Here is a 20,614-nt window from a genome sequence, read left to right on the forward strand (position 1 = left end):
GAAGATGATGAATCAGAACCTTATCAAACAGAAACAGCGTGTTGTTTTCAAACTGGCGGCCGTCGGCGCGCTGATGGCCGGGATGCTGGCGCAATCGGCGCAGGCGGCGATCGCACTCGATCGCACCCGGGTGGTTTTTGACGGCAGTCAAAAGACGATGAGCCTGAATATCAGCAACCAGAACAAAAACTTGCCCTATCTGGCGCAGGGGTGGATCGAGGATGAACAGGGCAACAAAATTCAAAGCCCGTTCACCGTGTTGCCGCCGGTGCAGCGCGTGGAGCCGGGCAAACCCAGCCAGGTGAAAATCCAGGCGCTGCCGGCGGCAAAACAGCTGCCGCAGGATCGCGAGACGCTGTACTACTTCAACCTGCGTGAGATCCCGCCGCGCAGTGATAAGCCAAACACGCTGCAGATAGCGCTGCAGACGCGGATCAAAATGTTCTATCGCCCGGATGCGATTGCTCCGGTGCGCAATGCGCAGCCGTGGCAGGAAAAACTGACGTTAAGCAAGCAGGGGGAGCGGTATGTGGTGCACAACCCAACTCCTTATTACGTGACGATAGTGGAAGCCAGTACCCGCAAGCAGGGCACTGCGTTGGACGGCTTCACGCCGTTGATGGTGGCGCCAAAAAGCAGCGCGCCGATGAGCATCAGCGCCGCGGCGCTGGGCGGCAGCCCGGTGCTGACCTATATCAATGATTATGGCGGCCGGCCGCAGCTGACGTTCCGCTGCGGCGGCAGCGAGTGCCAGGTTGTGCCAGAGAAGAAATAAGCTACCCGGCGTGCCGTTATGTCAAACGGCAGGGAAGGGACAACCCCGGCAATAGACACAGACAGCGGAGAGAAAACAATGCGACGGAATAGCCCAAAATTGTCTGGCAAAGCCTACCGGAACTATCAGCGCCAACGGGTTAGCCTGATGGTGGCGGCAGTATTGATGGTGCCTTTGGCCGTGGGGATGTTGCTGATATTGATGCCCCGAGCGCACGCCGTGGATAACTGGGACGTGCAGGGGGCTAACGGTGTGCTTTACGTTTCCGGCGCCCTGACGGAAAACGCCTGCGGCCTGGAGATGGAATCCGCGCGCCAGGAGGTGTGGTTAGGGGAGACCGGCACGGCGCAATTCCAGCATATCGGCGATCGTGGCACGCCGGTGGCATTTGTTCTGCGCCTGAAAGACTGCCTGCGGGCGCCGGCCAGCAACCGCGATCCCTGGGGCGGTGCGCTGGCCTGGAGCGGCAGCGAACCGGCGGTATCCGTCAGCTTCGGCGGCCCCGCGGATGCGGACGCACCGGGGCTGGTGAGCGTGACCGGTGCCACCGGGTTGGGGCTGTTGTTGGCGGATAGCCGCGGGCAGCCGGTGCGGTTGGGCGCCCGTAACAAACCGGTGCTGCTCACGCCGGGGAACAATACCCTGACGTATACGGTAACGCCGATACGCACGCCGGCGACGTTGAACCCCGGGCGCTATCAGGCGGTGATTGATTTCCGACTGCATTATGACTAAGAGCCTACCCCATTAGGGCTATTTTACTTGCCATTTTGGCCCTGGGCAGTGCTCGAAATCCTCACGTACTCTGTGTACGTTCCGGTTTACTCGCGCTGTCCGTGTCCAAACTGGCGGCGACAATAACGCCTACTGGGATAGGCTCTAAGGCGCCCGGAGTGGGATGTGGGTGCGGCAATAAAGGGAACGGCGGTATGTTAATGATAAAGAAAAAGCCGCAGGGCCTGGCCCTGCTTGCTGCAATGCTGCTGGCGGCCGGCGGGCAAGCGGCCGCGGCGGATGGCGAGAATATGTATTTCCACGGCACGTTGGTGGCCGAACCGTGCGTGATCCCGCCGGGTGAAGAAGAGATTGCGCTGGATTTTGGCACCATTGTCGACAAATACCTGTATCTGAACACGCGCACTCTCAGCCGGCCTTTCACGCTGCACCTGACGGAGTGCGATACCAGCCTGGGGAATACGGTCACGGTCACCTTTAGCGGCACAGAGAACAGCCATTTGCCAGGGCTGCTGGCGATTGACAGCGGCAGCGCTGCCTCGGGGATCGCCGTTGGGCTGGAAACCCAGGACGGCCAAGCCCTGCAACTCAATAAGGCCACCAGTAAATACCAACTGACAGATGGCAGCAACACGATATCGCTGCAAGCCTATGTGCAGGGCGAACCTGACGCCATCACCAACAAAACGATCGGGCGCGGCACATTCAGTGCGGTTGCGACGTTCAGCCTGGCGTACGAATAAGCCGCCCGTCGAGCGTTCCGGCGGCTCATGCCGCCTGCTTCCCTTGGCCGACAGTGTTGTCCCCCAAGGGCGTTTGGTTTTCTTTTCTTATGGCGTGATTGCGTGTTGCGAATAGAACGGTTGTCGGTTGCTTATTTTATCGGCCTGCTGGCTTTGTCGGTGTGCTATTTCCCCAATATGGGCGGCGTTGGCCTTAATTTGCCGGTGAATGCCCTTTGTTATGCGGCGCTTGCCGGCGTGATGTTGTTTATTTGGTGCCGCCTGCCGTTAAGGCGCGGCATCGTGGTGACGCCGGCCAGCGGCTATTTGTTGGTTGCCGTGGCGTTGCTGTTTATTCCCTTGGCCTATGGCTATGCGCCCGGCTTCTCTACCGCCGCCTGGCGGCTGGCGGGGCTGTTGGCCGGCTGGAGCTTTTACTTTTCCTGGCTGCAGGTGCGCATGCCGTTTCGGCTGCGCGCGCACCTGATGGTGCTCTTACTGCTGCTGGTGCTCGGGCAGGCCGCGATCGCCTTGCTGCAACTGTTCGCGCCCGCATTGAGTTGGGTGCCGCTGCGCGGGGCGCGGGTATTCGGCGTGTTTCAACAGCCCAATGTGCTGGGCAGCTTTATCGCCACCGGGTTGGCGCTGGCGCTGATGCTGTTTTTATTGCCGGGCTACGCACTGAAATCGGCAAAACAGGAACGTTGGCGCCGTGGCGGATTGGGCGTGTTGCTGGTGCTGCTGCCGGCGCTGTTGGTATGGATACAGTCGCGCGCCGGCTGGCTGGGCGGCGCACTGGCGGCGCTGGGGTTCTTGCTCTGCTTTGGCCGCCGCTACCGCTGGCAGGCAGCAGCGGCTGCGGCGCTGGTGTTGGGCGGCGTGGGCGTGGGGATTGCGGTGTTGCTGGGGCAGGAAAGCGCCGGCGTATTGCGCTATCTGACCCATGAACAGTCGAACCTGGCGCGCGTTTTGATGCTGCAGGATACGCTCAGAATGATTGCCGAACGGCCCTTTGCCGGCTGGGGCTACGGCAGTTTTGATTACGCCTTTCAGCATTTTCGCGTGCACCAGGCCTTGCCAACGCAGGTGCAGGAAATTGCCCGCCATCCCCACAATGAAATCTTGTTGTGGTGGGTAGAAGGCGGCCTGATCGCGGTGTTTGGTCTGGGAGTGGCGATCGCCGCCGGCGCGCGGGTGTTGCGGCAGGCCGTCAAGTACGATCGGGCAGCGTTTGCCGCCGGGCGCGCCAACGCCGGCGAGGCGACGGCACTGTGCCTGGTCATGGTGCCGATGCTGATGCACACCCAGCTTGAGTATCCGTTTTATCTTTCGGCGTTGCACTGGGCGTTGTTCATGCTGTTGCTGGCCACGTTGGATCGTCTTACTTGCCGGAAACGCAGAGTGGTGCGGCTGCCCCTGATGGCCGGTGTAGCGCTGAAGGCTGGGTTGGCATCGGTGCTCGCCGTCGGCGCTGGGGTGATGCTGGCGGCTTTTTATACCGGGCAGACGCTGACCTGTGTTGAACGCGGCGGCCTGCGCGATGTTGAACCGCTGGCTGCTTTGCCGCCGGTGGTCGCCTGGCCGTTGCAAGAGCGCCTGGCATTTGATCTGCAAACCCATGCGCTGCTGGTTTACAACCGCACGCGGGACGAGGCGCTGCTTTGGCGCTATGCCGACTGGGCCGAGGCGTATCTGGCGCAACGGACCGATGCCAATGTCTACGCCAGCCTGATTGCCATTTTGTATCACCAACAGCGGAATGTGGCGGCGGAACGTTATCGCCGGGAAGCGGCTTTGCTGTTTCCAAAGGATCGGCGTTTTTATCCGCTATACCCAAAATAATTCGAGTTGCAGGACAAAAACGCAAAAGCGTTTTTGAACAGCGCTAGCGCTGGCCCCGAAGGGGTGAGGCCGTATGGCCGAATCATGCGGCAACGCAGCGAATCCCCAGGAGCTTACTGGAGTAAGTGACTGGGGTGAGCGACAAATCTGCCAGGAGCAGATTTGAACGCTGTTAGCAGCGACCCCGAAGGGGCGAGGCCCAGGGACGGGCCGAGTAACCAAGCCAATACACCTGCAACTTGAAGTATGACGAGTATATAGCCTCTATGCGCCCGTCGGGCAGAAATAACGTAAAAAATGAAGGGAAGCCAACATGATCAAGCCTTATCTATCTCGTTGTGTGCAGATCGCGCTGTTATGCCTGGCAGGGGCAAGCGTCGTGGGGTGTAAAAACGCCCCGTTGCAAAAGCGCATTGTGCCGGAAAAGACCGCTGAGGTGCAGGCGCCCTCGCCGGAGGAACAGCGCAAGCAGCGGGAAGCCGAGCGGCTGCAGCAATGCCAGAAAGAGCTGGACGCGCTGCGCACCATTAATGCCGAACAATATCAGCAGAATAAACGCGCTTTTGATGCCTTGATGAGCGGCGCTTCGCAGTATGCGGGGCTGCGCACCCAGGTGAATAGCGATACGCAGGACACGGTGGATGCGCTGTATCGCTACAAGGTCAATCGCCTGTGTGCCGAGGTGAATCAGGCGGTGCTGGCCGGTTTGGCGGCGCGCGGGGAACAGGTTAAATGAAACGCCCGGTTCGGCTAACGCTATCCCTGCTGGCCACGTTGCTGGCGTTGCCTTGCGGCGGCCATGCGCAAAGCGGCGTCCCTGCCCTGTTGCAGTTTGCCGAGCAGTATCAGCAGCAGAGTGAGCCTGCACCGGCGGCCAAACCGGCCCCGGCGGGCTCGCGCCGTGCTGACAAGAAATCAGCCGACGGCGCGGCCGAGCCAGTGAGAAAAGCGCCGCAGGCGCCTGCGGCGACGGTACTGCCGCTGCGCCAGGCCCTGCGGGAACGGGATGAACAATTGGCGCGCCAGACGGCGGAGCTGAATGCGTTGCGCCAGGAGGTGCACAGTTTACGGCTCGCCGCCCCGGCCGCACCGCCATCTCAGGCACCCGATTTAGCCCTGTTGCAACAGTGGTTGGCCGGTATGCGCCAGGCGGTGCAGGGCACACCGGACGAACAGCGTAAAGCCGCCTTGATTCAGCAGGCGCAGCAGCGGGCAGCGCAGGCTCGGGTGGCCGAGGAAAAAGTGCGCGCGCAGGCCGACACATTGGCTACGCAACTGGCGCAGGCGCAACAAGCCAGCCAGGCGCAGCAGGTTAAGGCACAGCAGCAGCAAACAGAGTTGGCGGCGGCCCGGCAAGAAATTGGCGCTTTGCGCCAACACAAGGTGTGGCAGATTACGCCGGAACAGTTAACCGATGACCGTGCGCGCATGTCCTACGCGGTGGGCAGCGCCCTGGGGAAAGACATTCAGGGGTTGGTGCAGGAACGCCAGGGCTGGGGGGTGACAGTCGATCAAGACATCCTGCTGACTGGCGTGCTGGATACGGTCGCAGGGCATCCGGTGCTGCCACAGCCGGAGCTGGCGGCGCTGATGGCGAAAGCCGATGCGGCGGCGAATGCGGCGCGTGACGCGGTGGTCAACGCTCGGGAAACGAAGGACAAAGCCTATGTGGCCGATTTCCGTGGTCAGAAAGGGGTGAAACAGTCTGATATGGGGTTCTGGTACCGGGTGGATTACGCCGGTGACGCGCCGTTGGCTGAAGGGGCGATTATTGAAGTGGTGGTCAAAGAGATGCTGACGGACGGCGCGGTGGTGCAGGATATGGAGCTAAGCGGCAAGGTCTTGGCGCAGCCGCTTTCAGCCTACCCGCCGCTGTTCCGCGAAGCGATCGGCCACCTGCGCAATCATGGCAGTCTGACGATGGTGGTACCGCCAGCGTTGGCCTACGGCGAGAGCGGCTATCCGCCGAAAGTGCCGCCGAATGCCACCATGGTGTATCAGCTTAGGATCGACAACAGCCATGCGCCATAACGGGCGCCTGGCAGATGAACGGCGCGGAAGGCCGTGGTGCCGGGCCGTTTAGCAAGCAACTCATAAGGCAGGGAGCTTATGCGTCCAGTAATAACAGTAGCGATATTTGATGAGAATGCCTATTTCGCCAGTGGGCTGCTGGCGGCCATCAGCGCCTATTTTGGCCGCTCGGGGATTGCCGTGCGGCACGTGGCGGTGCAATATCCCGGCGTGGATATGATTTTCCAGTATTTCCCCTCCGGTATACCCACCTGTTTTTGCCTGTACGAGGGACTCAAACCCGGCTTTAGTCCACTGTGTTTTGCCATCCGTCAGCCCCATGACAGGACAAACGGCTGGGCGGATTGTGCGCTACAGGCGGGTGTGATCCAGCATGATTTTTCCATCGCTGCGGCACTGCAGGTTATTACCTGCGGGCTGGAACGCTGCCGTGGGCAACGGGTGGATCAGCCTGTGCCAATGCGCCGCTGTGCCTGCACGCAACACGCGCTAACGCTGCGGGAAAAACAAGTCATGATGTTCCTGCGGCAGGAGCTGTCGCTGTCGGAAATTGGCTCCCGGCTTACAATCAGTATTAAAACGGTGAGCAACCATAAAATGAGCGTGATGCGCAAAATGGGCTTCAGGCGCAATATGGAACTGTATCGCTGGCTGCGGCAGGGGCTGTGTTAAAGTAAACGAACTGCTGGCAGCACGGCTCATGCCTGGAGACACAGCCCAATGAGCGCCAGCGGCGCCTAAAACCCCGCTCTTTATTCTGCTCTGTGGATGAAAGCCAGGCGCTAGCATCCACTCTGCACTGCCATACCGCTTCATTTTCCCCTCTCTTGCCACTGAGTTAAGTGGAATAAAAACCATTATTTATCAATTCACTAAAATTAAATCGACGCCGCATGTGAAGGCGAGTTGGTTATTTTTTGTGAAGTCATACACAGATCTCAACGCCACCTGTTGCCCCCAATGCTTGGCAGGGAGTAACGTTTATACAGGTTGAATATAGTTGTACATAGACAATCATTGATGACACTGTATGTTAATACAGTTTTAATTAACCAATTGAAGACGCCACGAGGTCGAGAGTTATGCCTTCGAACAACAAGTGTGATCGTGAGCTGATCTTCTTGCACGAGGTCCCGCAGAGCAGAGCGTCGCTGTTCAATACCGTTAGCGATGTGCTTATCGCTAAGCATTATGTTGAGCAGAGCTATCGTGATGCGCTGATGGCGCGTGAGGAAGAGCACCCGACCGCCATGCAATTGGAAAAAATGGGCGTAGCCATTCCCCATGTTGATATTGAACACGTTCGTGAAGAAAAGCTGGTGGTTGTAACCTGCCCTGAAGGCATCGTATTTAATCAGGCAGAAGATCCCGACAGTACCATGAAGGTGAATGTTATTTTCTTTTTACTGTTAAAGGAAAAAGATGCGCATCTTGATTTTCTGATGAAGCTTATTTCACTTTTCCAGCGCAGTAATGAAATGGAAAAACTTCTTTCGACGTCATCAAAAGATGAGGTTATGGAGATTTTGGCAAGAAACCTGGACTAAAAAACAGTAAGCATTATTGCAAACAACACCATTATTCTTATTAAAGCCCTGGAGTCTGAAATGAACAAGAAAATTATCTTTGCCTGTACCAGTGGTATTGCTACTTCTGCCGTAGCAACGGAAAAAGTGGTTAACTATTGTAAAGAACACGGTATTAATATTGAACCTATTCAATCCAACATTGGCACCATTGCCAACCAGGATGGTCTCGCTGATATTATTATTGTCACTTCAGCGGTAAAAACTAATTTACAAACGCCTGTATTAAACGGTCTACCTTTATTAACCGGTTTTGGCGAAGAAGAGCTGCTTGAAAAAATCGTGTCCATCCTGAAGAAATAATGGGGATAAGATAATGCTCGATAAACTCTATGGGGCAATACAGTATGTGTTGGGGCTTGGCCCCACCATAATGTTGCCAATTATTATCTTTATTATGGCGATGTGCCTGCGCACCGGCTTCAGCCGGGCCCTGCGCTCAGCGTTGACGATCGGGATGGGTTTCATCGGTATCTTCCTGGTCTTCGGCCTGTTAGTTGACAGCCTGGGGCCGGCGGCGAAGGACATGGTAAAACACACCGGCATTGATTTACCGGTGGTGGATCTGGGCTGGACGCCGCTGGCGGCAATTGCCTGGGCTTCGCAGATTGCGCCATTCGTGGTGCCAATGACGATTGGCATCAACATTCTGATGCTGACGATGAAATGGACGCGCACGGTCGACATCGATGTCTGGAACTTCTGGCATTTTTCAATGGTTGGCGCGATGGTGTATGGGGTGACGGGCAACTTCATCTTCGGCCTGCTGATTGCCGGCATCACCGCGGTGATTACGTTCGTGCTGGCAGACTGGAGCGCGCCGATGATCCAGAAGTATTTCAACCTGCCGGGTATTTCGCTGCCCACCCTGTCTTCCGTCATTTTCTTCCCCATCGGCCTGGTGGGTAATCTGATTCTGGATAAAATCCCCGGGATAAACCGGCTGCACGCAGAACCGGAAACCATCCAAAAACGCTTTGGCGTCTTTGGTGAGCCGATGATGCTCGGGGTGATTCTGGGGGCGGGGATCGGCCTGCTGGCCGAGTATGATTTCAAAGGTGTACTGACTCTGGCCATGAGCCTGGGGGCTGTGATGCTGATTATGCCCCGCATGGTAAAGCTGCTGATGGAAGGGCTGTTGCCGCTGTCTGACGCTGTGCGTAGCTACCTGCGTAAACGCTATCCTGACCGTGACGATCTGTACATTGGTTTGGATATTGCCGTGGCCGTGGGCCATCCGTCCGTGCTTTCGACCGCGTTGTTGCTTATTCCCGTCGGGGTGCTGCTGGCAGTCATTCTACCGGGCAACCGTCTGCTGCCGCTGGGTGACCTGGCTAATATTTGGGTGCCGATTTCAATGGTGGTGCTGGCCTGTAAAGGGAATATCATCCGTGCGTTTATTATCGGTATTCCATGCTTGGCAATGAACCTGTATGTCGCCTCGGCAGCAGCACCGATTTTGACTGCGGTGGCCAAGAGCATTCAGTTCCCAATTAATACTGACAGTGAAATATCCAGCCTGCTGGACGGCGGTAATCCATTCCGCTTCTGGGCGGTCAAGATTTTTGAAGGGAACTATATCGCTTTAGCATTAATCCCCGTTATTTTCATTATCTGCATGATGCTATATCGCATGACGAAAAGACAACTTCAGCGGGAAGAGGAAGAAGAAAACGCAGCGCTGCAGCAAAACGCCACCCAATAATTATACCCAAAATAATTCGAGTTGCAGGAAGGCGGCAACGCAGTGAATCCCCAGGAGCTTACTTGAGTAAGTGACTGGGGTGAACGAGGAAAGCCAACACACCTGCAACTTGAAGTATGAAGGGTATAACGCTCTGAAAAGGGAAGGGCCGAGCCGTATTTCCCTTTTAATACCGCATAGAAATAGTATTCCTTGGCTGAGGGGAAAGATATGTACGCAATTGGCATTGATGTCGGAACAACAAACTGTAAAGTTTGCCTATACCGGGTGCCTGAAATTTCTTTAATGAATAAATACAGTTTCCCAACGCCAAAAAACAGCTCTGAGCATGGCAGCGATTTTGATATTAATGCTCTCTGGCACGGCATTATTAATGGACTTTCGCTGGCGGTACAGGCAGTGAGCGATCCGGAACAAATTGTGAGTATTTCCGTTGCCAGCGTCGGTGAGGCCGGGGTGTTGCTTGATGATGAAGACCAAATTATTGGCCCGGTGATGACCTGGTACGACACCCGCACGCAGCCACAGCTTGAACGCGTTGTCGCCCGTTTGGGCGAAGAGCGCCTCTATGAAATAACCGGCATCCCGGCGCACAGCAATTACAGCCTGAATAAAATTTTATGGCTGATGGAGCACGCCCCGCAACGCAAAGCCGCACGCTGGCTATGCCTGGCTGAATATATCGCTTATCGGCTAAGCGGCGTTAAACGGGCGGAATATTCACTGGCATCTCGCACGCTGGCTTTCGATATCCATGCCGGGGCATGGTCCCAGGAGATTTGTCGAGCGATGGCGCTGCCAGAAGGCATCTTCAGCCCGCTGGTCCGCGCCGGCGAACCCATCGGCGGGCTGCTGCCGGTTAACCGCCAACTGACAGGGATCTCCGGCGGGGCGCAGATCGCGATCGCCGGGCATGATCATATGTGCGGCTCGGTTGCGGTGGGTATCACCGATGAGGATCAGATCCTTAATTCAACCGGCACCACCGAGGGGTTATTGGTTATCTGCAAGCAGGCCGCGGTGACGCCGGAATATTATCGCTCGCGCCTATCCAACGGCTGCCATGTTCTGCGCGGCGCTTACACGCTCTATGCCTCATTGCCCTCTGCGGGCTATGCGATCGAATGGTTTCGCCACTTGTTTGATGTTAGCGCCGATGACTTCGTTGCAATGACCGACCGGCTGATGGCAAGCGCTGCCGCCAGTCAGCCTGACAACAGTTTCCTCATTCCGCATCTTCGGGGGAGTGGGCCGCCAAAGCGCTGTATTTTCTCCAAGGGGCTGCTCTATGGTATCGGCGAAAAAACCGCGCCGGAGGAACTGCTGCGCGCGCTTTTCCAGGGCCTGTGTTTCGAGCTCCGCATGCTGATGGAAACCTATGAGGCGCTGGCCGGGCGGCACTGGGGATCCGTGATGGTGATCGGCGCGGCGTGCCAGAACCCGTACTGGCTGCAACTGAAGGCCAACATTCTGAACCGAGAGATCGTTTCATGCCGTATCCCCGAGGCGGTTAGCCGCGGCGCAGCGATGATCGGCGCGCGTGGGGCGGGGTATGAGCCCGTTGAATCTTCTTTAGCTGAAAATGCCGTGGTGCGGTATTTGCCTGATGCAGCGGCGGCGGCGCGCTTTAAGGATATCTATACGCAAATCTACCAGCCCCTGCACGCGTCAAAAATTCATATTGAAAGCAAAATCAACAGGATAAAGTCATGAAAGCGAGCGTTTATTACAGCAAAAACGATATTCGTTACGAAGATATTCCCATTCCTGCGTTGGACGACGGCGATATTCTGGTGCAGATGAAAAGCTGCGGCCTTTGCGGCACCGATATTCATAAAGCGCAGCATCAGACCGTGACCGGCCCCGTGGTGCTTGGCCACGAGATCGCGGCGGAAGTGGTCAAGGTTGGTAAGCGGGTCAGCCGTTTTAAACCTGGCGATCGCGTTGTGACGGCGATCCATGTGCCCTGTTTCACCTGCCACTATTGCGATCGCGGCCATTACACCCTGTGCGAACAGTTCAAACCCACGAATATCGAACCCGGCGGTTTTGCCGAATTCATCCGGCTTCCCGAGCTGCATGTAAAACATCTGACGCACAAAATTCCGGCCGGAATGTCATGGGAAAAAGCCGCCATGGTGGAGCCGGTCGGTTGCTGCCTGCATGGCCTGAAGGCGGCTTCGATTAAATCCGGGGACAGCGTGCTGGTGATGGGATCGGGGACGATTGGCCTGCTCAGCGCACAGCTTTCGGCGATGATGGGCGCGTCGAACGTGATCGTATCGGATCTGTCGCCGTTTAAGCTTGGCCTGGCGCTGCGTCTTGGTATGCACCATGCCATCAACCCGGCAACGGAAAATCTTGAAGCGCGCATTCACGAGATCACCGATGGGCTGGGGGTTGATGTGGTGGTCATCGCTGCGGGGGTGTCTTCGTTGTTGCCCCAGGCGATCAATGTGTTGCGGCGTGGCGGGCGCGTCATTGTTTTCTCACCGTTTGACCATGACAACATGGTGAGCATCGATGCCGGGCGTTTCTTCCGCGATGAAATTTCCGTGATCGGCACTTATTCACTCACGCCCTATGAGATGCCGGAAGCCGTCGAAATCATTCGGCTCAACAAGATCAATGTTGATGACATGATCACGCAAACCTACTCGCTTGCACAGTTAGGCGAGGCTATCGAATTCGCTGCTAACCCCGCGAACGAGGTATTAAAAGTCATCATGAAAATGGGTTAAGCACCCCGTTGGTCTTGGCTGACGGTGAGGCCTTTTTAACGGTAATTCTCCCGATCGGCGGCGTTTCAAGTGGGGGACTGGCGGCACTGATTTTGTGAAATAGATCGTTTGTCTTAATGCCGGGTTCAGGTAATACTTGTGCATGGTTGTACATAGATGATCTAAATTTCTAAGGGAATATCACATGAGCATGAATACCGTTTTAAAAGACTCCGAAGTGCCGCTTTACCTGCAGGTTTCTGAGTGGATCCGTGAAAAGATCTATAAGGGCGACATGAGCACGGGGGACCGCGTTCCTTCAGAGAACCAAATCATGGAAAGGCTTGGGGTGAGCCGTGGCACGGTGAAAAAGGCGATCACCATGCTGGTTAAAGAGGGGTTGCTTATCCAGGTTCAGGGCAAAGGGACTTTTGTTAAAAGTGAGAACATTTCTTACTCATTGGGGCAGGGGTTGCTTTCATTTGCCGAGTCGCTGGAAAGCCAGAATCTTAAATTTACCACCGAGATGATTGAGTGCCGCAAAGAAACGGCGTCAAAAATGGTGGCGGCAAAGCTTGGGATTGCTGAAGGCGCGCCGATTTTATTTTTGAAAAGGGTGCGTAGCGTCGAAGGTGAGAAAGTGATGCTGATTGAGAACCGCATTAACCTGCAATATTGCCCAGGCATCGAAGAGGTTGATTTCAATCACAATACGCTTTTCCACACCATCGAGAAATTATCCGGCAGGAAAATCAGTTTTTCACAGAGCCGCTATGCGGCAAAAATTATCGGCGCCGAACGTGGGCATTATCTTGAAGTCAATGATGATGCGCCGGTGCTGCATCTTGAGCAGCTGGTTTTTTTCCAACAGGACATGCCTGTCGAGTTTGGTAACGTTTGGCTGAAATCAGATAAATATTATTTAGGCACCGTACTGCAACGAAGAGAGAGGTAACTATCATGCCATTAGTAAACGGTAATATCCTGCTTGATCGTATTCGTGAAAAAAATGTTCTTGCGGGAGCATTTAACACCACCAATCTAGAGACAACCATTTCCATCCTGAACGCGATCGAGCGTTCAGGCTTGCCGAACTTTATTCAAATAGCCCCAACCAATGCGAAGCTGTCTGGTTATGATTACATCTATGAAATTGTCAAAAAAAGGGCGATGACGATGGATGTGCCGGTGAGCCTGCATCTGGATCACGGTAAAGAGTTGGATGACGTGAAACAAGCGGTGCGTGCCGGATTCACCTCGGTAATGATTGATGGTGCGGAATTACCGTATGAAGAGAATATCGCTTTTACCAAAGCGGCGGTTGATTTCTGCAAGTCCTTCGGTGTGCCGGTGGAGGCGGAGCTGGGCGCCATTCTGGGCAAAGAAGACGATCACGTCAGCGAAGCCGACTGCAAAACCGATGTCAACCAGGTGCGGCGCTTTGTTGAAGAAACCGGCTGCAGCATGCTGGCGGTATCCGTAGGCAACGTGCATGGCCTGGAAGATATTCCGCGTATCGATATTCCGCTGCTGCAGAAAATCGCCGCGGTTTGCCCGGTGCCGCTGGTTATTCACGGCGGCTCGGGTATTGATGAAGACATTATCCGCAGTTTTGTAAAATATAATGTGGTTAAGGTGAATATCGCCAGCGATCTGCGCAAGGCATTTATTACCACCGTGGGTAAGGCATGGGCACAAAATAATAATGAAGCTAATTTGGCCCGGGTGATGACCAGTGCAAAACTCGCCGTAGAGGATGATGTTTACAGTAAAATACTGATGATGAATCGCGCTTGATAAAAATAATTTAACCATTTAATTTTATTACTCCATTCGGAAGAAAAAAATGATCCGAGAGAATATACGTGTTGTCAACAGCACGGGGCTGCACGCGCGTCCGGCGGCGACTTTTGTAAAGACATTGAAGAAATACGCGTCATCGGTAACACTGGTTAACAACGGTAAAGCCACCGAGGTGAAAGGGCTGATGAGCGTATTAGGTGCCGGCGTTAAAGGGAATACCAGCATCGAAATTATTTGCGAAGGCCCGGATGAACAAGTGCTGATGAATGAAATCAAAGGATTATTCGCCAGTGGGTTTGGTGAAAAGGAATAATTGATCTGCTGATTTCCCTGTAGGTAAACCAGCTATTCAGAGGCTAAGGTTTTCTGAATAAGGAGAAACTGTGGCTCAGAAACTATTACGCAATGTTTTGCTGACTAATGATGACGGTATCGATGCACCAGGTATTAAGTTACTCGAACGCGTTGCTGAGCATTTCGCGCAAGAAGTCTGGGTTGTTGCCCCGGCTACGGATAAAAGCGGCGTATCCAACTCTGTGAGTATGCGGGCGCCGGTGCGCGTTGAGGAGCGCGGCGCGCGGCGCTTTGCCGTGCATGGCACGCCGGCGGATTGCGTCACCCTTGCCGTCCGGCATTTGATGAAAGATCTACCGCCGGCGCTGCTGCTTTCCGGTATCAACAGTGGTTCCAACCTCGGCTTTGAAACCGTGCTTTCGGGGACGGTGGGGGCCGCCATGACCGGCGTTCTGTTAGGGGTGCCGGCCATTGCTCTAAGCCAGGATAAGCAGCAGCAAGATCCGCCGGATTGGCATGTTGCAGAAGCCTTTTGCCTGCCGGTGCTTGAGCAACTGCTGGAGCATGGGGTGCCGGCTGAATGTTGCCTTAACGTCAATTTCCCCAATCTGCCGGCGGAGAGAATCAAGGGCATTAAAGCCACCCGGCAGGGGATCGGGAAAGTAAAGGGGTTGCAGGTAACGCCAACCACCGATCCGCTGGGCGAAGACTACTTTTGGATCCGCGTTGAGCATGGCATCACCGAGTTGCCCGAACATAGCGAAGTGGGGGCCATTGCTGCAGGGTTTATCTCTGTGACGCCGTTAACTTACGAAAGAACCGCTGTCGACGTGTGGCGCAAGCTTGCCGATGCGCTCAATCAGCGGTGAAGGCGCCTTGCCATTGATCGAGAACATGGGCCAGGCCCAGGGAGGGGCCGAGTCGTTTTACCGCTGGTATTACCCTGGTTTGAATTTTAATAATTATGCCGATGAGGACAATTTTCTACGGCTTAAACAGCATCTGGCCGTGGTTGATGGTTTGTTTAAAGCATAAATGATAATATCGTGTTTTATTTTACCTGAATGTATTGTTTGAGCTTTTAATGCTAAAGATATTAAGTGGTTCAATATGTGCTTTATTTCTTTTTTCAATGCCGGCGGCTTATGCCAGTGAGTTAAGCCTATACTCAGTCAATACGGGTTCGTTCGTCTATCATATGACAGGGAATCATGGCCAGTATAATGAGATGTTTAACAACCACTTTTTCTCCGTTGAGCGCAAGCTGTCAGCAGACTCAAAATACAGTGTGTTAATTGGCACGATGAATAACAGTTTTGACGACCGTTGTTTATCCCTGGGGGCCAGGCGGGATTGGATATCATGGGATAGCGGCTGGACGTTTAAGGGCGTATATGCCTATACCGGCGAGTTCTTCTTTAGTGCATTCAGCCATTGCGGGGATTCAGGGACATATAGGACGGCCAAGAAATTGACCGGCATAGGCTTCTCCCCCTATATCTACCATGCGGTCCAATACAATTTTACCGATCGCTTTGCTATTGAAGGCGGGATCATTTTACCTACCATATTCGCCATGAGTGTACAGTGGAGTTTCCGATAATTTCACCACGCCTGGTTATTCCCGGCTATAGCCTATTTTTATCTTCCGCGAGAATTAATTATCATAAAATGAACGGTCAACCAGATGATAAGAGAGCCAGAGCAGCAGCGTTAAAAGATAGGGTATGAATACCGATGAGCATCACCCCGCAAACGTCCGCAAACTCTGGCCCAGAGGTTAAAAAAGGAAACCCAGTCGGAGGCTGATACTGGTGTCTTGCCTGAACCCCTGCTCAACCGATAGATCGCGCCCGCCGGATACCTGAAGTTGCATTTTCGGCGTAATGAAATGAGAGGCCGAAATACGCATGTAAGTGCTATCGAGCTTGTCATGCTGGTCTTGGCCGTTAATGCTGCTTTGCGCACCGGTTATCCAGCCACCGCCAATGCCAAACTGCGTGGCGGGCGTCAGGTTATAACGCAAATAGGCCTGGTATTCATAACGGGGCGTTTGCTGCAGCGTGGCTTTATCCGCACCATACTCGTTATTTCTGCTCACCCACGAGACGTCCGCACCGGTTTCAAACGCCCATGAATCAGAAAAATGGTGTATCCATACTCCCTGGAGCAGATAGCGCCAACGGTTTTCACCGGCGTTTACCGATTTTTCATTGTCATATGCCCCACTCGGCAAATAAATAAACGGTGCCAGTGAGACAATGTTCACGCCAGCGCTAGCCAGATCGAACTTGAACGGGACGCCCAGTATGATATCCCCCATTCCTGATGATTTACCAAGCGCACTGGCATCCCCCAGCGCGCTGGCCTTGATCAACGGCAGGATCATCTGCGGTTCGATGCTGATATTTTCCTGTGGGCGGAAGGCATGTATAAAACGCAGCAGGCTTGCTTCGGTACGCAGCCGATAATCGCCCTGTTGCTTATTGCCCTGCGAGAAATAGGCATCACTGTGGGCATACTGAAAATATGCCAGCAACAGGCTCTTATCTGCCGGCAACATTTCATAATCGCCCGGAGAGAACTCCAGCGCATAAACCGGCTGGCTGAGCAGAGCGGCAAAAAGCGCTCCGAGACTACCACAGACTTTTTTCATGACGACTCCCCGCAGCGCTGCCCTAAAAGGCCCGTTTTCGGATGACAGTTGATGTATTCAAAGTGTTGCGCGCTGGCAGGCACTACGGCAATTTCATGCCATAAGCGAAGCGAAATATTAAAATTCAGCGCTTTCACATAACGCATAAATTCTCCGAATATGGCGACATGCGTCGGATGACTTTTTGCCCAAAGTTCCAGCGCCGCCATATCGGTAAAGTGGGCCAGCCCGAACGTTTTTTCCGTCTCGCCATTCGTGGCTGAATCGATCACCGCCATATAACGGCAGCTCAGGCATCCTACGGTATGGCCCTGCTCTCTAAGGAAGTGCATGCCCTCGCGCAATACCGGTTCAACGTCGGTAATGTATTTTGTTCTTTCATCCTCGCGCGTATCGGACCAGTCCTGCCCGGAGCGAATCAGGCAAAGGTTCTGCCGGCCAGACAGTACCACGCGTTTCCCCAATGATTTTCGGCTTTGAGCCTTTTGGCTACCCTCCAATTGGGCTTGTTGGGCCGCTGGCAGGCGGTCCCGGGCGCTGCCCCAATAACCGTGCTCAATCATCTCGCCGCTCATTCCCTCACCGAGACAGGCAACGCCTTCAGGCGCTCCCTTATCAGAGAAAATCGTTTCAAAACGGTCCGACTCGGGGCTAACCACTTCCAGAAAGAAACCGTATTCGCCATTTTCCCTTTCCGGTGATGCCCACCATTCGGAAAACAGGCTGCTCTGCTTCCAGTTCTGAAACTGCTCTGGGGATGACCAGTAGGCAATGGCCATCAGGTTGTGAAATCCCATTTCGTCCGTGCATGAGGCCATGTCCCAGTGCGCAGGGCCGTCAGTTAACGAAAAACGGTTAATCACCTCTTGCAGGGCCGACGGATTAATAACCTCCGCACCCTGAACGCCAAAATAAGCCATCACGACCTGCCCGGTAAGCGGGGGAAAACGGGCGGTCCAGGCCGGAAAAGGCGGATGATGGCCTTCGGGCAAAGCGGCCGGATAGTGGCGCAATACGCGCAGATGTTTTGGAATAGCAGATTCCATACTATTCATCCTCCTCTGCGGGTAATTCACCCAGCAAATCAGATGCCGGTTCCGTTTTGACTACCGGCGTGTTAGCCGAACAATTAAAAAGCAGCCGGGTTACATCCGGGCGGGAATAGTGGCCTACCGGATCGGCGGCAAACTTGGCGAAGGTGATTGCGGCGGGATCCAGCGTCGCAATGAGCAGCCCTTCCTGATTTTCTTCCAACGGGGGGGCCAAATCTCTTCCATCAGGGCCGTAAATACGGGCATGGCCGCCGCCAGCGCTGAGCAGTTGTTTTTTGGTGTCATCAGGGCAGAGTTGGTCGATCATTTCATGGGAAACAATCGCACAAGGGGCGATAACGAAGCATTGCCCTTCCGCAGCATAAAGGCGTGAGGCCGCCGTGTTTACTTCAGGGCCCAGTGCGGCCGTTGCACTGGTATAAAGGCTGAAGCTCGGCCAGGCGGCGATGTGAATCTCTTCATGCTGTGAATACATCGCATAGCGTGAAAGCGGCTGCAGGTGTTCCCAGCAGCAGAGTGCTCCGAGGATACCCAGTGGTGTTTCCCAGGTGGTTAGCGAAGAACCGTCGCTTTCACCAAAAAGTGTGCGCTCAACGTGCGTTGCCTTGAGCTTACGCCGCGTGCCAATCGTTTCTCCGTCGCTGCCAATGATCCACTGAGAGATATAAAGGCTGCCGTGGTCACGTTCACTGAAGCCCAGAACGACCTGGATAGTGTTTTCCCGTGCAGCATTTGCAATGCGTTTTGCCTGCTCACTGTCCAGCACCAGCGAGTTCTGATGATACTGATAAACCAGAGGCATGTTGGCTGCGGGGGAATCCAGCCACAGAAACCATGGGTACCCAGGTATCCATGTTTCTGGAAATGCGATGAGTTCTGCGCCTTTACCGGCTGCCTCTTGAATAAACTCAATCGTTTTATTAACCGTGCCTTCCAGATCCATGAACGCCGGGGCAGCCTGTACGCAGGCCACGGTAACAGGTTTGTTCATCATGCTTCAGTCTCCAGGTAAGTAAAATAAGCAGGAAATAGATATAACTTCCCGCTATCACGGAGCGATATGACATAAAGGAAGTGATGCTTGTCTGGTACGGAACACGGGTTTGGCGCGCGGTTTGCATAAGGTCTTTCAGTGACGACTGGGGGGCTGGCATGAATATTTTTGATACCGCTGATGTGATATACGCCGACCGGACTGACTACTGGCGCGACGCCATCAGCAGAACGTTCGTTCCTCTTGAATGCGCTTTTGCCGGGAGCACGAAAGCGGGAACGATCAGAACGGGTTCCTGGGGGAATCTGCGGATATCAGAGATAAATTGCAGTGCTCAGGACGTGGTGAGAGCGCGCAAAGGCGCGGACAATCATCCTGACAACCTGATATTGTTGAGCTTTGTCAGCGAAGGAACAACGGCTGTGGTACAAGCGGGGAATCATGCCTGTCTCGGCCAGGGAGAATTCGGGCTTTATAACACGCGTTTTCCTTATGAGCTGCACCTCAATGGTGAGTCGCGGCAGCATGTGGTGCAGATACCCGGTGAACATCTCTGGCAGAGGCTGGGGAAAACGGATCGCTTTGTCGCAAGCACGTTTGGAAAGCATCATCAGTTAATGCCATTTCTGCAGATGTTTCTAAATAACCTGATGACGCTGCCAGACGATATTCCACAGAAATATGCGGCGATGCTTTATGACCAGTTTCTGGAACTGCTTACCAGCATCATTTCCGACGAGAGCAAGCTGCGCAAAGGCGGTGCCGGTACATATCATGGGCTGCTGTTCCAGATAAAAATAATGATCAACAGCCATCTTGCTGAACACACACTCTCCGCGGCAACGGTTGCAGAGTCATTTAGCATATCATCCCGTTATCTGAGCATGCTTTTTCAGAAAGACGGCACCTCTTTCGGCAAATATCTGCTAAACCAAAGGCTGACAAAATCCGCAGAAGCACTGCGGTCTTCACTGCATGCAAATACACCGATCAGCCAGATTGCCTGGCGTTACGGATTCAGTGACATGTCTTATTTTTCCCGTGAGTTCAGGGCGAAATTTGGCTGCTCGCCTACGGACTATCGGCAACATCCCAGCTAATTTGATTAGCGGCAACAAATAAAAACGATCGCAGTAGAGGGAGGATGATTGCTTAACCATCCTCCATCAGCCTATCTGTGATTGTTGCTGTTAATGCCCGTTAGCGCTATCTAACAGGATGGCCGTCACGATACCGGTGGCGGCGGCGATCAGGACATAATTCCCGTTGATATACGCCCAATTCTGGCCGCGTGGCGGTTGATAAAGCCCGCGTGCGCGCCAGTCTTTTACTCTGTAGTTATCCGCACGGAAACCTTGCGGTACGGGTTTCCCTTTGCGGAAGTCATGGCCGCTCCAGGTGAAATGATCCCTGGATTGTGGGTGTTTTACATTTTGTTGCCGGTTATCGGCATGTTTCGGCGCCTGTTGATGTTTCGAAGTCTGTTGATGTTGCGGAGACTGTTGATGTTGCGGCTGTTTGATTGGCTGATCGCCAGGACCACGCCCATCGGCCTGCGCAGTGAACGTTGACAGCGATCCTGCCAGGGCAACACTCAGTATCAGTAGGGACGCGACTTTCTTCATTTTTACCACCTCTTATTACTCTCACTAACGACCCGGTTTTTCTTGCGGGTCAGCCGATATTCAACACGAATGGC

Annotated in this window: 23 protein-coding genes; 19 read left to right on the forward strand and 4 right to left on the reverse strand. The window is 54.3% G+C overall.

Going from position 1 to position 20,614, the window contains the following annotated elements; all coding sequences use genetic code 11:
- Positions 1 to 7: 7 nt before the first annotated feature.
- From ABFX35_RS00485 to ABFX35_RS00570, 18 genes are all read left to right on the forward strand, one after another.
- Positions 8 to 775, forward strand: a complete 768-nt coding sequence (locus ABFX35_RS00485; RefSeq protein WP_423783643.1) for a fimbria/pilus periplasmic chaperone — start codon at positions 8 to 10, stop codon at positions 773 to 775.
- A 78-nt stretch (positions 776 to 853) separates the two neighbouring features.
- Positions 854 to 1,510, forward strand: coding sequence for a fimbrial protein (locus tag ABFX35_RS00490; protein ID WP_279024407.1), 657 nt, complete (start codon positions 854 to 856; stop codon positions 1,508 to 1,510).
- A gap of 194 nt (positions 1,511 to 1,704) precedes the next feature.
- Positions 1,705 to 2,253 carry a fimbrial protein gene (locus ABFX35_RS00495; protein ID WP_423783642.1) on the forward strand — a complete coding sequence of 183 codons (549 nt, stop codon included), beginning with the start codon at positions 1,705 to 1,707 and terminating at the stop codon, positions 2,251 to 2,253.
- Between the two features lie 102 nt (positions 2,254 to 2,355).
- Positions 2,356 to 4,074, forward strand: a complete 1,719-nt coding sequence (locus ABFX35_RS00500; RefSeq protein WP_346078536.1) for a PglL family O-oligosaccharyltransferase — start codon at positions 2,356 to 2,358, stop codon at positions 4,072 to 4,074.
- A gap of 313 nt (positions 4,075 to 4,387) precedes the next feature.
- On the forward strand, positions 4,388 to 4,810 hold the full coding sequence (locus tag ABFX35_RS00505; RefSeq protein WP_346078537.1) for a hypothetical protein: 423 nt from the start codon (positions 4,388 to 4,390) through the stop codon (positions 4,808 to 4,810).
- Positions 4,807 to 6,105, forward strand: a complete 1,299-nt coding sequence (locus ABFX35_RS00510) for an FKBP-type peptidyl-prolyl cis-trans isomerase N-terminal domain-containing protein (protein WP_279024411.1) — start codon at positions 4,807 to 4,809, stop codon at positions 6,103 to 6,105. The genes ABFX35_RS00505 and ABFX35_RS00510 overlap by 4 nt, the downstream gene beginning before the upstream one ends.
- A 78-nt stretch (positions 6,106 to 6,183) precedes the next feature.
- Positions 6,184 to 6,777: a response regulator transcription factor gene (locus tag ABFX35_RS00515; protein ID WP_279024413.1), complete on the forward strand. Its 594-nt coding sequence runs from the start codon at positions 6,184 to 6,186 to the stop codon at positions 6,775 to 6,777.
- A gap of 410 nt (positions 6,778 to 7,187) precedes the next feature.
- A complete protein-coding gene (locus tag ABFX35_RS00520; protein WP_346078540.1) occupies positions 7,188 to 7,652 on the forward strand; it encodes a PTS sugar transporter subunit IIA in 465 nt (154 codons plus the stop codon).
- Between the two features lie 60 nt (positions 7,653 to 7,712).
- Complete coding sequence (locus ABFX35_RS00525) at positions 7,713 to 7,994, forward strand: PTS sugar transporter subunit IIB (RefSeq protein ID WP_346078542.1); 282 nt, start codon at positions 7,713 to 7,715, stop codon at positions 7,992 to 7,994.
- A 13-nt stretch (positions 7,995 to 8,007) separates the two neighbouring features.
- Positions 8,008 to 9,396, forward strand: a complete 1,389-nt coding sequence (locus ABFX35_RS00530; protein ID WP_346078544.1) for a PTS galactitol transporter subunit IIC — start codon at positions 8,008 to 8,010, stop codon at positions 9,394 to 9,396.
- Positions 9,397 to 9,606: 210 nt separating this feature from the next.
- Positions 9,607 to 11,109, forward strand: a complete 1,503-nt coding sequence (locus ABFX35_RS00535; RefSeq protein ID WP_346078546.1) for an FGGY-family carbohydrate kinase — start codon at positions 9,607 to 9,609, stop codon at positions 11,107 to 11,109.
- Entirely contained in the window at positions 11,106 to 12,137 is a 1,032-nt protein-coding gene (locus ABFX35_RS00540; protein ID WP_346078548.1) for a zinc-dependent dehydrogenase, read from the forward strand. The genes ABFX35_RS00535 and ABFX35_RS00540 overlap by 4 nt, the downstream gene beginning before the upstream one ends.
- 190 nt (positions 12,138 to 12,327) lie before the next feature.
- Complete coding sequence (locus ABFX35_RS00545; RefSeq protein WP_346080799.1) at positions 12,328 to 13,071, forward strand: GntR family transcriptional regulator; 744 nt, start codon at positions 12,328 to 12,330, stop codon at positions 13,069 to 13,071.
- Between the two features lie 5 nt (positions 13,072 to 13,076).
- Positions 13,077 to 13,913: a class II aldolase gene (locus ABFX35_RS00550; RefSeq protein ID WP_346078550.1), complete on the forward strand. Its 837-nt coding sequence runs from the start codon at positions 13,077 to 13,079 to the stop codon at positions 13,911 to 13,913.
- Between the two features lie 49 nt (positions 13,914 to 13,962).
- The gene (locus ABFX35_RS00555; RefSeq protein ID WP_346078552.1) at positions 13,963 to 14,232 is read left to right on the forward strand and encodes an HPr family phosphocarrier protein; all 270 of its coding nucleotides are present in this window, start codon (positions 13,963 to 13,965) and stop codon (positions 14,230 to 14,232) included.
- Between the two features lie 70 nt (positions 14,233 to 14,302).
- The gene (surE, locus tag ABFX35_RS00560) at positions 14,303 to 15,082 is read left to right on the forward strand and encodes a 5'/3'-nucleotidase SurE (protein ID WP_346078554.1); all 780 of its coding nucleotides are present in this window, start codon (positions 14,303 to 14,305) and stop codon (positions 15,080 to 15,082) included.
- The gene (locus tag ABFX35_RS00565) at positions 15,063 to 15,248 is read left to right on the forward strand and encodes a hypothetical protein (RefSeq protein ID WP_346078556.1); all 186 of its coding nucleotides are present in this window, start codon (positions 15,063 to 15,065) and stop codon (positions 15,246 to 15,248) included. Before surE ends, ABFX35_RS00565 begins: the two co-directional genes overlap by 20 nt.
- Before the next feature lie 49 nt (positions 15,249 to 15,297).
- Positions 15,298 to 15,816: a hypothetical protein gene (locus tag ABFX35_RS00570; protein ID WP_346078558.1), complete on the forward strand. Its 519-nt coding sequence runs from the start codon at positions 15,298 to 15,300 to the stop codon at positions 15,814 to 15,816.
- A 177-nt stretch (positions 15,817 to 15,993) separates the two neighbouring features.
- Here the strand turns inward: ABFX35_RS00570 and ABFX35_RS00575 are convergent, their stop codons facing one another.
- Genes ABFX35_RS00575 through ABFX35_RS00585 form a run of 3 tightly spaced genes read right to left on the reverse strand, consistent with a single transcriptional unit; the run spans position 15,994 to position 18,915 of the window.
- The gene (locus tag ABFX35_RS00575) at positions 15,994 to 16,869 is read right to left on the reverse strand and encodes a transporter (protein WP_346078560.1); all 876 of its coding nucleotides are present in this window, start codon (positions 16,867 to 16,869) and stop codon (positions 15,994 to 15,996) included.
- Complete coding sequence (locus tag ABFX35_RS00580) at positions 16,866 to 17,915, reverse strand: phenylacetaldoxime dehydratase family protein (protein WP_346078561.1); 1,050 nt, start codon at positions 17,913 to 17,915, stop codon at positions 16,866 to 16,868. The genes ABFX35_RS00575 and ABFX35_RS00580 overlap by 4 nt, the downstream gene beginning before the upstream one ends.
- A gap of 1 nt (position 17,916) precedes the next feature.
- On the reverse strand, positions 17,917 to 18,915 hold the full coding sequence (locus ABFX35_RS00585) for a carbon-nitrogen hydrolase family protein (RefSeq protein WP_230479066.1): 999 nt from the start codon (positions 18,913 to 18,915) through the stop codon (positions 17,917 to 17,919).
- Positions 18,916 to 19,073: 158 nt separating this feature from the next.
- On the opposite strand from ABFX35_RS00585, the gene ABFX35_RS00590 reads away from it, so the two are divergent.
- Positions 19,074 to 20,015 (forward strand): helix-turn-helix domain-containing protein, encoded by a 942-nt coding sequence (locus ABFX35_RS00590; RefSeq protein WP_346078563.1) that lies wholly within the window; start codon positions 19,074 to 19,076, stop codon positions 20,013 to 20,015.
- 90 nt (positions 20,016 to 20,105) lie between these two features.
- Here the strand turns inward: ABFX35_RS00590 and ABFX35_RS00595 are convergent, their stop codons facing one another.
- Positions 20,106 to 20,540, reverse strand: coding sequence for an RcnB family protein (locus ABFX35_RS00595; RefSeq protein ID WP_346078564.1), 435 nt, complete (start codon positions 20,538 to 20,540; stop codon positions 20,106 to 20,108).
- Positions 20,541 to 20,614: the final 74 nt, after the last annotated feature.

This window comes from Gibbsiella dentisursi (genome assembly GCF_039539505.1).
GTDB classification, from domain to species: Bacteria; Pseudomonadota; Gammaproteobacteria; order Enterobacterales; family Enterobacteriaceae; genus Gibbsiella; species Gibbsiella quercinecans.